At 58.2% G+C, this 12428-nt stretch carries 11 protein-coding genes and 1 pseudogene; 2 read left to right on the plus strand and 10 right to left on the minus strand.

Features of this window, described 5'->3' with window-relative positions:
• Window positions 1-13: 13 nt before the first annotated feature.
• The 9 genes and pseudogenes from QMN93_RS00330 to QMN93_RS00370 all read right to left on the minus strand — a co-directional run bounded on the left by QMN93_RS00330 (window position 14) and on the right by QMN93_RS00370 (window position 9023).
• Window positions 14-631: a glutathione S-transferase family protein gene (locus QMN93_RS00330; RefSeq protein ID WP_064672608.1), complete on the minus strand. Its 618-nt coding sequence runs from the start codon at window positions 629-631 to the stop codon at window positions 14-16.
• Window positions 632-864: 233 nt separating this feature from the next.
• Window positions 865-1752 carry an ABC transporter substrate-binding protein gene (locus QMN93_RS00335; RefSeq protein ID WP_048977262.1) on the minus strand — a complete coding sequence of 296 codons (888 nt, stop codon included), beginning with the start codon at window positions 1750-1752 and terminating at the stop codon, window positions 865-867.
• Between the two features lie 9 nt (window positions 1753-1761).
• Complete coding sequence (locus QMN93_RS00340) at window positions 1762-2535, minus strand: amino acid ABC transporter ATP-binding protein (protein ID WP_193139342.1); 774 nt, start codon at window positions 2533-2535, stop codon at window positions 1762-1764.
• Window positions 2519-3445 (minus strand): amino acid ABC transporter permease, encoded by a 927-nt coding sequence (locus QMN93_RS00345; RefSeq protein WP_193139344.1) that lies wholly within the window; start codon window positions 3443-3445, stop codon window positions 2519-2521. Before QMN93_RS00345 ends, QMN93_RS00340 begins: the two co-directional genes overlap by 17 nt.
• Window positions 3446-3454: 9 nt before the next feature.
• Window positions 3455-3964 (minus strand): GNAT family N-acetyltransferase, encoded by a 510-nt coding sequence (locus tag QMN93_RS00350; RefSeq protein ID WP_032656866.1) that lies wholly within the window; start codon window positions 3962-3964, stop codon window positions 3455-3457.
• Between the two features lie 9 nt (window positions 3965-3973).
• Window positions 3974-6237 (minus strand): annotated as a pseudogene (locus QMN93_RS00355) (NtaA/DmoA family FMN-dependent monooxygenase).
• A gap of 16 nt (window positions 6238-6253) precedes the next feature.
• Window positions 6254-7375 (minus strand): M20 peptidase aminoacylase family protein, encoded by a 1122-nt coding sequence (locus tag QMN93_RS00360; RefSeq protein ID WP_039262859.1) that lies wholly within the window; start codon window positions 7373-7375, stop codon window positions 6254-6256.
• On the minus strand, window positions 7372-8373 hold the full coding sequence (locus QMN93_RS00365) for an LLM class flavin-dependent oxidoreductase (RefSeq protein WP_193139346.1): 1002 nt from the start codon (window positions 8371-8373) through the stop codon (window positions 7372-7374). The genes QMN93_RS00360 and QMN93_RS00365 overlap by 4 nt, the downstream gene beginning before the upstream one ends.
• A 110-nt stretch (window positions 8374-8483) precedes the next feature.
• Window positions 8484-9023, minus strand: a complete 540-nt coding sequence (locus tag QMN93_RS00370) for an AAA family ATPase (RefSeq protein ID WP_039262987.1) — start codon at window positions 9021-9023, stop codon at window positions 8484-8486.
• Between the two features lie 345 nt (window positions 9024-9368).
• Between QMN93_RS00370 and QMN93_RS00375 the strand changes: the two genes are divergently transcribed.
• Window positions 9369-10904, plus strand: a complete 1536-nt coding sequence (locus QMN93_RS00375; protein ID WP_039262861.1) for a methyl-accepting chemotaxis protein — start codon at window positions 9369-9371, stop codon at window positions 10902-10904.
• On the opposite strand, the gene QMN93_RS00380 is transcribed toward QMN93_RS00375, so the two are convergent.
• Window positions 10901-11299: a cupin domain-containing protein gene (locus tag QMN93_RS00380; protein WP_023311976.1), complete on the minus strand. Its 399-nt coding sequence runs from the start codon at window positions 11297-11299 to the stop codon at window positions 10901-10903. The two genes, QMN93_RS00375 and QMN93_RS00380, sit on opposite strands and share 4 nt — an antisense overlap.
• Before the next feature lie 112 nt (window positions 11300-11411).
• Here QMN93_RS00380 and QMN93_RS00385 point away from each other — a divergent pair, with 112 nt between their 5' ends.
• Window positions 11412-12326 carry a LysR family transcriptional regulator gene (locus tag QMN93_RS00385; RefSeq protein ID WP_064672612.1) on the plus strand — a complete coding sequence of 305 codons (915 nt, stop codon included), beginning with the start codon at window positions 11412-11414 and terminating at the stop codon, window positions 12324-12326.
• The last annotated feature ends 102 nt before the right edge of the window (window positions 12327-12428 follow it).

Consider the following 12428-nt stretch of genomic DNA (forward strand, 5'->3'; position numbering starts at 1 on the left):
GGGCTCCACGTTATCAGATAATACCGTTGGCCTTTAACACCTTGTGCAGTTCCGGCAGCTGACATACGGTATCTGCGATGGCCGTCAGTTTCGGCGTATTGGTTGCAAACCAGTCATGGCGTGGCCCCCAGGTGCGCGCCACCGCGATATACACGTCCAGCAGCGTCAGCCGTTCCCCCAGCGCAAACGGGGCGGCCTTGAGCTGAGTTTCGAACCACAAATAGAGGGACTTCCGGTATCCGATGCAGTTTTTCTGCAGCTGTTCAGGCGCATCCTGCGCCCAGCGTTCGGGATAGTCCGCATACGTAAACGTGGGATAGACGTTGGCCACAAACCAGATCAGCAAGCGCTGAAACTGCTGGCGTTCGGCCTGCCCCACGGGCGGCGCAAGATCAGGACATCTGTCGAGCACCATCATGGCAATCGCCGCCGTTTCGGTCATGATGGCGCCATTTTCCAGCTCCAGCGTGGGCACCTGACACAGCGGGTTAAGCTTTTGCAGCAGCTCACGCTGCGGACCGGGCTGGTCAAACCCGTCCACGTTGATAAATTGATAAGGGATATCGGCCAGGGTTAGCATCACTTCACCGATCGCCGAGCCCCAGCCGGGTACGCCATAGAGTTTAATCATGTTGCCTCCGCAGGGATGAAAACCCTAAGTGTATACCCGTCATACTTCAAGTTGCAGGTGCGTTGGCTGCACTCACTCACCCCAGTCACGTACTTGTGTACGCTCCCGGGGATTCGTTCCCTTGCCGCGTTACTCGGCCTGTAGCCTCGCCCCTTCGGGGCCAGCGCAAGCGCTGTTCAAAACGGCAAGCCGTTTTGTCCTGCAACTCGAATTATTTTGGGTATAGAGCACCATTAGTAGGTTATCCCAGGCGGGTTGACCTCCGACTGCGCCACCGCTTCGCCCTGCTCACCCCAGCGCGCCAGCACCTTCTGGTAATCTCCGCGCTTAATCGCGCCGTCCAGCGCGGCCTGCAGCGCGTACACCAGCTCATTGCCCTTTTTGGTGGTGGTGGCGACATAGGCTTTTTTCGGCCCTAAACCGACGACGCGGGTTTTGCCCGTGAGCGCAGCCTTATAGGCCGATACCGACTGCGGGCCGAAGAACACGTCAGCCCTGCCGGACTGAATATAGAGATTGCCCGAGGCATCGTCGTGGAGATAGACCGGCAGCGCAGGCGCCCTTCCCGCCTTTTTGTTCTCTTCGTTCCAGCCCAGCAGGATGCGTTCCTGATTCGTACCAGAGCCGACGATCACCTTTTTCCCGGCCAGATCTTCCGCGCTTTTGATTGACTGAATCTCGCTGGTGGATTTCACCGAAAACGCCAGCGAATCGACGCGGTAGGTCGCAAAATCAAATTTCTCTTTACGCTGTTCGGTCACCGCAATGTTCACCAGCGCCACGTCGTAGCGCCCGGAGGCGATCCCGAGCGGCCAGTCTTCCCACGCCGTCGGCACCAGCTTCAGCTTTAGCCCCAGGCTGCCCGCCAGCAGGCGGGCGATATCCGGGTCGCTGCCGATGCGCGTGCGGTTATCGCTGGCCAGCAGCGCCAGCGGCGGAGAATTCAGCGCCGAAACAGCGACCGTCAGCGTACCCGGCTCAACGAATTTGTAATTGGCGGGGATCTTCGCCACAGCCAGCCTATCCACCGTCACCGGCAGCGGCTGCTCGTTGGCTTTCAAATCAATGCTGGCGTGGCTCGCCGTCGTGAAGACCAGCCCCGCCAGAAGTCCATATTTCATTGGCACTCCTTACAAGACTTTGGAGAGAAACTGGCGCGTTCGCGCATGTGACGGACGGTTTAATACCTCGTCACTGCTTCCCTGCTCGATGATTTTTCCGTCGACCATAAACACCACCTGATCCGCCACCTCCCGGGCAAAGCCGATCTCGTGGGTAACCACCACCAGCGTGGTGCCGGACCGCGCCAGCTTTTTGATCACGTCCAGCACTTCCCCCACCAGCTCCGGATCCAGCGCCGAGGTGGGCTCATCAAACAGCATCACGCGGGGACGCAGCGCCAGCGCGCGGGCAATCGCGATACGCTGCTGCTGACCGCCGGAAAGATGGCGCGACCAGGCATCGGCTTTATCCCGCAGCCCGACCACGTCCAGCAGGCTGTACGCCCTTTCCACCGCCTCTTTTTTGCTGAGCTTTTTATGCGCGATGGGCGCCTCAATCAGGTTTTCCAGCACCGTGAGGTGCGGAAAGAGATTGAAGTTCTGGAACACGTAGCCCACGTTGACGCGCTGCTTGAGGATCTCCTTCTCCTTCAGCTCATAGAGCCTGTCGCCCTGACGGCGATAGCCAATGTAGTCCCCGTCGATCTGAATAAAGCCTTCATCGACGCGTTCCAGGTGGTTAATAGTGCGCAGCAGCGTCGATTTACCAGAGCCGGACGGCCCGAGGATGACCGTCACGGACCCGGGCGGGATCTCAAGCGAAACGTTGTCGAGCGCCTTATGGCGACCGAAATACTTGCTGACGCCGGTAATCGAAATATGTCCTTCAGGAGAGGTTTGCATGGACGGGCTCCTGTGCTGGCGTGGTGGTGACAGAACGGGTGCGACGAGCGGCACGGTTCTGGTTAACGGCAGAGCGGCGTTCGCTGCGGGCAAGCGCGCGCTCGACGCCATACTGGATAGCGGACAGGACGGTGGTGATCGCCAGATACCAGGCGGCACCGACCATCAGCAGCGGGATCACCTCCTGCGTGCGGTTGTAGATCATCTGGATGGTATAGAACAGCTCCGGCATCGCCAGGACGTACACCATCGCCGTGCCCTTGGCGAGGCTGATGATTTCATTGAACCCCGACGGCAGAATGGTGCGCAGCGCCTGAGGCAAAATGATGCGCACCGTGCGTCGCCAGGCCGGCAGACCGAGCGCGGCGGCGGCCTCATACTGGCCGTGATCGACCCCGAGGAATCCGCCGCGAACGATCTCGGCGGTATAGGCGCTCTGCACCAGGGTGAGCCCCACCACGGCGGTAGAAAACTGACCCAGCACGTTGATGGTTTCAAAGCTGCCCCAGGTGATGCCGGTGAACGGCACGCCGAGCGAAAGCGTGTCGTAGAGATAGGAAAAGTTGTAGAGAATGATCAGCACCACGATCAGCGGCAGCGACCGAAACAGCCAGATATAGGCCCACGCCAGGCTGCTCAGCAGCCAGGATGAAGAGAGTCTCGCCAGCGCCAGCATGCCGCCAAGCACCACGCTCAGCGCGGTGCCGATCAGCGTCAGCAGCAGGGTCTGCCCGACGCCTTCGAGGATCACCGGGTCAAAGAACCAGCGGGCAAACACCGCCCACTCCCAGCGCGGGTTAAAGGCCACGGACTGAATCACGACCGCCAGGACAAACAGCGCCACCGCGGCGCCGACGGCCCGCAGCGGATAACGCGCCGGGACCACCTTAATGGTTTCAACGTTGCTCATCGTCGTTCCTCATGCGGTTTTACTGAACGCTTCGCGTACCAGCGTTTTGGTGAAGCGCAGCCGGCCGTCAAACGGCGGCTGGCTGTACTCTTCCGGATCGCGGTTCAGATCGAACTGCGCCTGATAGCCCTGGCTGAGATAGAGCCGTACCGCTTCCGGCTGGCGAAAGCCGGTTGTCAGGTAAATTTGGCTGTATCCTGCCAGCACCGCCCTGCGCTCAAGCTCCTGCACCACGCGCCCGGCAAGCCCCTGCTGACGCAGGGTTTTGTCCGTCCAGATGCGTTTGATTTCTGCGGTGCGTTCGTCGAAAGGTTTGTACGCGCCGGTGGCGATAATCTTCCCGTCGCGCTCCAGTACGATAAACAGCCCCTGCGGCGCTAAATACCACTCTGTAAGCTCAACTTCCGCGTCTTTGGAGAAGTAGTCCCCGTAGCGGGCGGCATATTCACCGAACAGCCCTTCGATAATGGGCTGAAGCTCGGCGTCTTCCGGGGAAACATCACGAAATCGTTCGCTCATCACGCCTCCTTAATCGCCCAGGCCAGCCGGGTTCACTTCTGACTGAGGAATACGCTCAACGCCTTCCCCCCAGCGGTTCAGCACTTTGTCGTAGTCGCCGTTTTTGATCACGCCGTTCAGCGCAGTTTGCACCGGCTCAACCAGCCCGCTGCCTTTCTTCAGCGTGACCGCAATGTGCGCCGCCTTCGGCCAGCCGCCGTCGACGCTACCCACCAGTTTGGTTTTCCCGTTCAGCGCCGCTTTCCAGGCACCAATCACGTTCGGACCAAAGTAGGCATCCGCGCGCCCGGACTGCAGGGCCAGCGTTTGTGCCGCATCGTCTTTGGTGTAGATCGGGGTAAAGGGCTTCAGACCTTTCTTGAGGTTTTCGGCATTCCAGGCCAGGAGGATGGCCTCCTGGTTGGTGCCGGAGCCGACGATAATCCGCAGCCCGGCGATGTCTTCCGCCCTCTGCAGCGACTTGATCGGGCTGGTGGATTTCACGTAGAACCCGAGGGAATCTTTGCGGTAGGTGGCAAAGTCAAACTTCTCTTTACGCTCTTTGGTGACGGTGATGTTGCTGATAGCGGCATCATATTTCCCGGAAGCCACGCCCAGCGGCCAGTCTTCCCAGGAGGTTGGCACCACGTTCAGCTCCAGCCCGAGGCTGTCTGCGACCAGACGGGCGACGTCAACCTCGCTTCCCAGCAGCGTTTTGTTGTCGTCGGAAAACACCGTCAGCGGCGGTTGATTGAGGCCCGCCACCGCCACGGTAAATTTCCCCGGCACGGCAAAGCGATAGTCTTTCGGCAGCTGTGCCACCGCCTCGCTGTTTTTGACGGTATTAACCGGCGTTTTATTGGCCTCGATGCTCACGCCGGTGCCGTTAATATTCACATTCTCTGCCCAGACGGTAGGGGTAAAGGCCAGCGCGAGCGCCAGAATAAGCGTTGTTTTCTGCATAGCGGGGTTCTCTTTTATTGTTGTGTGTATTGGTTTTTAGGTTCGTCTAAGCCGAGGCTTTCGCGCAGCGTGGTGCCCGGGTAGTCGGTACGGAACAGGCCGCGCGCCTGTAAAACGGGCACCACCTGGTCAACAAAGCGCGGGAAGGTGTCCGGCGTGCCGCCCTGAATGATGAAGCCGTCTGCGGCATAGCCTTCAAACCAGGCCTGCAGGCCGTCGGCCACCTCTTCCGGCGTACCGGAAAAGCGCGGTCGCGGTGAGGCGGCTTCCAGCGCCACCTGACGCAGGGTTAAGCTGCGCTCGCGGGCGTTACGCTTGATTTCATCGGTGGTGCTGCGGAAGCTGTTTTTGCCTAAGTCGCCGATATCCGGGAACGGCTCGTCGAGCGGGTACTGGCTGAAATCGTGATGTTCGAAATAGCGTCCGAGGTAGTTGAGGGCATCGTTAATCGACACTAGCGCCGCCGTGGTTTGATACTGGTTTTCCACGTCGTCGGCGTCTTTACCCACAATCACGCTGACGCCCTGGAAAATATGTAAATCTGACGCGCGGCGTCCGTTACTTTCCAGCTGCTGCTTCACGTCGCGATAAAAGGCTTTTGCCTCATCGAGGGTCTCGTGATGGGTAAAAATGGCGTCGGCATGTTTCGCCGCCAGCTTTTTCCCGTCGTCCGACGCGCCCGCCTGAAAGACAATCGGCCGCCCCTGCGGCGTTCGACCAATATTCAGCGGCCCGGCGACCTGGAAGAAATCACCGTGGTGGTCCAGGGTATGCAATTTGGCCGGGTCAAAAAACTGACCGCTCTCTTTGTTGCGCACAAAGGCATCGCCTTCCCAGGAATCCCATAGCCCTTTCACCACGTCGAGATATTCATCCGCAATGCGATACCGCAGCGCGTGCTCGGGGTGTTTTTCACGGGAAAAGTTCTTCGCTGACCCTTCCAGCGGCGAAGTCACCACGTTCCAGCCCGCGCGACCGTTGCTGAGGTGGTCGAGGCTGGCGAACTGGCGCGCCGTGGTGAAGGGCTCGCTGTAGGAGGTGGATAAGGTTCCCACCAGCCCCAGGCGCGAGGTGATGCTGGCGAGAGCGGATAACACCGTCAGCGGTTCAAAGCGATTTAAAAAATGAGGGATCGATTTCTCGTTGATATAGAGACCGTCGGCAACGAATAAAAAATCGAGTTTGCCCTCCTCCGCCTTTAACGCCGTCGCTTTGACGAAATCAAAATTGATGCTTGCATCGGCGACGGCCTCAGGGTGACGCCAGGCGGACATATTTCCCGATGCACCATGCAAAATGGTCCCGAGCCGCAGTTGACGATGTGCAGACATATTCACCTCTTCAGAATTAAACGTGTTGCAGGGCTTTTTCCGCAAGCTGTGCAAAATAGCGGGCAGCGGGCTCAATTAATGCCTCATCCGGGTTGAATGCCGGATGATGTAAACCATACGGGCTGTTGCTGCCGATGCTGACAAACGCCCCCGGGATCTGCTGCAGATAGACCGCGAAATCTTCCCCGCCCATATGCAGCTCGGCGTGCCGGGTTTCGTAGCCTGCTTCTCTGGCGACCGAGGTGGCGAAATCGGCCCAGCGCTCGTCGTTCACCAGCGCGGTGGGCCCGGCATACCAGGTGATATCAATCTGCGCGCTAAAGGCGCTGGCAAACCCGGCGGCAATTTCGCCCACGCGGGCTTTCACGTTCTGCTGCACTTCCGTGCGGTGGGTGCGCAGCGTGCCTTCCAGCTCGACGCTTTCCGGCAGCACGTTCCAGGTGTTACCGCCTGCAATGCGCGTCACGCTCAGCACCACCGAATCCAGCGTATTGACGTTGCGGCTGGCGACGCTTTGCAGCGCCGTCACCAGCTGGCTCGCCAGCACGATGGCGTCATTACCTTCGTGCGGACGTGCGGCGTGCGCGCCCTTACCGGTAATGCGGATCACAAAGCGATCGACGTTGGCATAAAACGGCCCGCCGCGGGTAGCGAACTCGCCGACCGGCAGGCCGGGCTCGTTATGCATGCCGAAGATGGCGCTGACGTCGCGCAGGGCACCGGCCCGCACCATGCTCTTCGCACCGCCAAAGTTCTCTTCGGCAGGCTGAAACAGGATCCGCACCCGGCCGTTAAGCGACGCTTCCCGCTCTTTCAGCTTTAACGCGGCGCCGAGGATCACGCTGGTGTGGATATCGTGTCCGCAGGCATGCATTACGCCTGCACGCTGGGAGCTAAACGGCACGCCGCTGCGCTCTTCAATCGGCAGAGCGTCGATATCCGCGCGCAGCGCAATCAGTTTGTTGCCCGAGCCGATTTCCGCCACCAGCCCGGTCGACAGGTCGTAAGGCTGCGGGGTAATCCCGGCATTCGTCAGCCACTGGCGCAGGCGCGTTGTGGTCTCCACTTCCTGGCCGGAGAGTTCCGGGTTCTGGTGCAGCTCGCGACGCCAGGCAATCAGCTGTTCGCCAAAGCTCATACGGTGACCTCCTTGTTAAGACGCGCCTCGGCAAGCAGGCGCAGCGACGCGACGCGCGTTGCCCCCTCCGCGACCGGCGTGTCGATGATAAATTCGTCAATGCCCCACTTTTCATGCAGGGCGTTAAGCTGTTCGAGCACCGATTCAGCCGTACCCGCCAGCAGCGACTGCGCCCGACGTGCAATGCGCACCGGCTCGCTGGCCGCCTGACGCGCAAAGGCGTAGGCCTGCTCTTCGCTTGCCACGGTGACACGCTGGCCGTTTGCCAGCTCAACGCCCCACACTTCGACCTTCTGCGCCAGGGCTTCCGCCTCTGCCTGCGTCGGCGCAACGATCGCCTGTACCGCCACAATCACGTCCCGCGCGCTGTGCTGACGCCAGGTCGAAACCACCTCGCGCAGCAGGTCCGGGTCACCGTTCAGATGCGCGGCAAACACAAAGTGCCAGCCGAGCCCGGCGGCCAGCAGCGCGCTATCGATACTCGCGCCCAGCAGGAAACCCTCTGCAGGCAACGGCGGCAGCGGCGTGGCGCGAACGGCCTCTTCATGAGACCGATGCTCAGGACGGATCCAGCGATCGAGCTGGGCCAGCTGTTCGGCGAAGCTGCCCTTTTCCTCTTGATTCAGACCCTGCTGCAGCGCGCGGGTCGAGAGCGGCAGCCCGCCGGGGGCTTTTCCGACGCCGAGATCCACGCGGCCGGGCGCCAGCGCGGCCAGCACGTTGAAATTCTCGGCGACTTTATAAGGGCTGTAGTGCTGAAGCATCACGCCGCCGGATCCGACGCGGATGCGCGTGGTTTGCCCGAGGATCCAGGCAATCAGCAGCTCCGGCGAGGGGCTGGCAAGGTGGGGAGTGTTGTGGTGTTCGGCAATCCAGAAGCGGTGATAGCCCAGATTTTCTGCCTGCTGCGCCAGCGCCAGGGTACGCGCCAGTGCATCGGCAGCCGTTTCGTTTTCAGCGATGGGGCTTTTATCCAGAATGCTGATTCGCCATGACATGTTGCGTTCTCGTTTGACTTAACATGTCGACATTATTAAAGGCGCATTTCACCACTGAGAAACAATTAATTTACATTTAGTTTGCCGGAAATCAGATATATAAAACCATGCTAAGAATAAGACTTTAAGTCGGCAATCAGCGTTTTCCCCTGCCCGCGCCGGGTAATGCGGACGAAGCGAATATGCCCATACTGCGGGTTTTGCAGATCGGCTTCATAACGCGTGCGGTTGTTACGCCAGGTTTTCATCGTCCAGATGAGAATGGACTCTCTGCTGAAAAACGCGCGCCGGAAACTCTCTTTGTTCCCGGTGCCGGGCCAGAGCTCGCGCTTATGCCAGGCGCGTTTGACTGCCCTGGTGACCGCCTGCCAGAGGGTGCGGGCAAAGCCATAATCCACCCACACCACAACGTCGACATTACGCCATTTCACCGGCCGCGTGCGGTTATAGTTGCCGTCAAGCACCCAGTCTGGCGAAGCCTGTAGCGCCTGCTCCAGCTTTTCCTGAAACACATCGTCCGGCGTTCCCTGCCAGTCAGGTCGCCAGTAGAGTCTGTCCATCTCGATATAGGGAATAGCCAGTTCGGTCGCAATCTGCTTCGCCAGCGTGCTTTTTCCGCTCCCGCTGGTCCCGATGACGTTAATTTTCACCTCAGCCTCACTGTGTTATCGAAAACTGACCAAATGATAGCGTTTTGATCCTGTTAACGAAACGCTATTTCAGCATGACAATTTTTCCTGAGAGACGATCTCCCTCTTTCAGTTTGGGTTATGTCGTTTATTTGCAGCGACTCCAGAATACACCCCTGAAAATATTTTCATTTTTATTACATTCGAGAACATTAGCAGATTAAAAATAATGAACAACGGGTATTTCAGGCAGACAGAATTTCAGACAGAATATGCAGCAGTTCTTTATATAAAAATAATCACATTAATCTTGCCGGAGCATTTTCCGGGCATTTTTTATTCTTGCACATCATCATGGAGTTACTCATGAGGCGTAACAGTCCCGTTACACAAAACGAGTATTTACTTAACGATGGTTCGACGTTAATGTCGACCACCGATACCAAAAGCCATATTACCTATGCTAATTCCGCTTTTATCGAAGCCAGCGGATATAAAGAAGAACATCTTCTGGGTGAGCCGCATAACCTCATCCGCCATCCCGACATGCCTGCCGAAGCGTTTGGCGACATGTGGTATACCCTGCAGCAGGGTGAGACCTGGACGGGGCTGGTGAAGAACCGTCGTCATAATGGCGACCACTACTGGGTGCGGGCAAACGTGACGCCTGTCTGGCAGGGTGGATCCCTGACGGGGTATATTTCCGTGCGAAATATACCCGCACGGGAAGAGATTGCGGCCAGTGAAAAACTGTATGCAAAAGTGCGTAATAACGAATTAAAACATTACCGCTTTTATAAAGGGTTACTGGTTCGGCGCGGTTTATTTTCGTTTATGTCGCTCTTTAAATGTCTTAGCACCAGTAAACGCATCCATCTGGGTATTGCGACGACGGCGTTACTCTCCTGCCTGGCGGTGTATTTATTCCCTGATAAACTTGTGCAGTCGGGAAGTCTGGCGCTGCTGTTTATTGCCCTGACCTATTATCTTCATGCGCAGATCGCCCGTCCGGTAAAATCTATTGTGCAACAGATGCAGCGCGTGGTTTCAGGACGTAAAACGGACTATTACCATTTTGACAGGATCGACGACATCGGGTTGATGATGCGCCTGGTGAATCAATCAGGCTTGAACCTGAATTCGCTGGTTGACGATGTCGGGGCGCAAATCAGCGGGATTGGCACCATCAGCCAGCAGGTCGCGAAAGAAGGTGCGGCGCTGCAGACGCGTTCAGAAGAGACCGCAGACTTCCTGCAGCAAACCGCGTCCGCGGTGGAAGAGATCGCCAGCGCGGTGGAGCAGACGGCAGAAACAGCGAAAGAAGCCACGGAGATGGCGGATCGCACCCGCGACAGCGCCCACCGCGGTGAAGCGATGATGAAAGAGACCATCGGTATGATGCAATCCGTGTCGCAGGATAACAGCCAGATCGTCGATATTATCAGCGTTATCGATCGTATCGCCTTCCAGACCAATATTCTTGCGCTGAATGCGGCCGTGGAAGCGGCGCGTGCAGGTGAAGCCGGGCGCGGTTTTGCCGTGGTGGCGGCCGAGGTGCGCAATCTTGCGCAGCACTCCGCGACGGCGGCGAAAGAGATCAAAGCGCTGATTGAGAAAAACGTCGCCAGCGTCAACGCTGGCGTGGAGAAGGTAGAACAAACCGAAACGCAGCTGACGGTTATGATCGACAACGTGCTGCGGGTCTCCTCCCTGATTAAGGAGATCGGCCACGCCACGCAGGAGCAAACCCAGGCGCTGACGCTCATCAACGCATCCATCTCCCGTATCGGCGCAATGACCCACAACAATACGGGGATGGTGGATAACGTCACTCACGCGGCGAATCACCTGACGCAGCGCACCACGCGCCTGCAGCAGGCGATTGCCGTTTTTGGCGGTTAGCCGTTCGGATACTGCTCGTCGGTGACTTTTTCCAGCCATGCAACCGGGCTGCCGTTGACGGATTCGGCGATGGCAATATGCGTCATCGCCGTTTGCGCGCTTGCGCCGTGCCAGTGCTTTACGCCGGGTGGGATCCAGGCGATATCGCCCTGATTCAATATTTCCGCCGCTTTGCCCCACTCCTGTAACCAGCCGCGACCCTGCGTCACAATCAGCGTTTGCCCAAGGGGATGCGTATGCCACGCGGTGCGCGCGCCCGGCTCAAAGGTCACGGTTGCCCCGCCGACGCTGGCAGGTTCGCTCGCCTGAAATGGTGCGTCAATGCGGACGGTGCCGGTGAACCAGGCTTCCGGTCCTTTTGCTGAAGGTAATGATCCGCTGCGGATAATTTTCATCTTATGCTCCTCGTTTACTGTTGCGTTAACAGTAGCGCAAAGCAATCCGGAGCATTAGTGTGCATAATCAGATAGGAAATATGATTGAAATTCATAAATAGAGGCAATCGCGATGCTAAAAGATAATTTCAACGACCTGCTCTCTTTTATGGTGGTCGCCCGCGAGCGCAGCTTTACGCGCGCGGCGGCGCAGCTGGGCGTCTCGCAATCGGCGCTGAGTCATGCCATGCGCAAGCTTGAAGCGCGGCTCGACGTTCGCCTTTTAACCCGCACAACCCGCAGCGTTGTTCCCACCCAGGCGGGTGAGCAGCTCTTTACGCGCTTAAGCCCGCATTTGATGGAGATTGAGCAGGAGCTCACGACGCTTCGCAGCGCACGCAACAAACCCGCAGGTTCTGTTCGCATCGTCGCCGGCGAGCATGCGATGGACGCCGTGCTCTGGCCGGTACTGAAGGCGTTTATGGTGCAGTATCCTGAGATTAACGTCGAAGTGACGGTAGATAACGGCCTGACGGATATCGTGGATGGCCGTTTCGACGCGGGAGTACGCCTGGGTGAACAGGTGGCAAAAGATATGATTGCGGTACGGATAGCGCCGGATATGCGCATGGCCGTGGTCGGTTCCAGGGATTATCTGGCTCGCTTTGGCGTGCCGCAGACGCCGGAGCAGCTTGCTGAACACCGCTGCATCAACATGCGCCTGCCCACGCGCGGCGGACTGTATCACTGGGAATTTGAACGCGACGGGCGCGAGCTTCGCGTTCGGGTTGAGGGGCAGCTTACGCTGAGCAGCCTGTCGCAGCGCATCGACGCCGCTGAGAATGGCCTCGGATTAGCCTACGTGCCGGAGGCGTCGGTTCTGGGGGCGCTTAATCACGGACGGCTCGTCAGGGTCCTTGAATCGTGGTGCCCTACTTTCGAGGGGTATCACCTTTATTATCCGAGCCGTCGCCAGCACACTACCGCTTTCAGGTTACTGTTAGATGCTCTCCAGCAGTCAAAATCTTTACCACCTGGTAATAATTAAGAGATTCTGATGATTAAATAATCAACCCGCCAAATGTTTTGTCTAAAAACTCATCACGATTCAGCGTGTTGTGATCGCCGTCTGCTCTGACCACACGATTTC

The sequence above is a fragment of the Enterobacter sp. R-1.6.2 genome (assembly GCF_035064085.1).
GTDB classification, from domain to species: Bacteria; Pseudomonadota; Gammaproteobacteria; order Enterobacterales; family Enterobacteriaceae; genus Enterobacter; species Enterobacter asburiae_B.

What these genes read in the sequence shown, in the direction of transcription:
- QMN93_RS00330 (WP_064672608.1), bottom strand. Translation starts at nt 631, where the DNA reads ATGATTAAACTCTATGGCGTACCCGGCTGGGGCTCGGCGATCGGTGAA.
- QMN93_RS00335 (WP_048977262.1), bottom strand. Translation starts at nt 1,752, where the DNA reads ATGAAATATGGACTTCTGGCGGGGCTGGTCTTCACGACGGCGAGCCAC.
- QMN93_RS00340 (WP_193139342.1), bottom strand. Translation starts at nt 2,535, where the DNA reads ATGCAAACCTCTCCTGAAGGACATATTTCGATTACCGGCGTCAGCAAG.
- QMN93_RS00345 (WP_193139344.1), bottom strand. Translation starts at nt 3,445, where the DNA reads ATGAGCAACGTTGAAACCATTAAGGTGGTCCCGGCGCGTTATCCGCTG.
- QMN93_RS00350 (WP_032656866.1), bottom strand. Translation starts at nt 3,964, where the DNA reads ATGAGCGAACGATTTCGTGATGTTTCCCCGGAAGACGCCGAGCTTCAG.
- QMN93_RS00360 (WP_039262859.1), bottom strand. Translation starts at nt 7,375, where the DNA reads ATGAGCTTTGGCGAACAGCTGATTGCCTGGCGTCGCGAGCTGCACCAG.
- QMN93_RS00365 (WP_193139346.1), bottom strand. Translation starts at nt 8,373, where the DNA reads ATGTCATGGCGAATCAGCATTCTGGATAAAAGCCCCATCGCTGAAAAC.
- QMN93_RS00375 (WP_039262861.1), top strand. Translation starts at nt 9,369, where the DNA reads ATGAGGCGTAACAGTCCCGTTACACAAAACGAGTATTTACTTAACGAT.
- QMN93_RS00380 (WP_023311976.1), bottom strand. Translation starts at nt 11,299, where the DNA reads ATGAAAATTATCCGCAGCGGATCATTACCTTCAGCAAAAGGACCGGAA.
- QMN93_RS00385 (WP_064672612.1), top strand. Translation starts at nt 11,412, where the DNA reads ATGCTAAAAGATAATTTCAACGACCTGCTCTCTTTTATGGTGGTCGCC.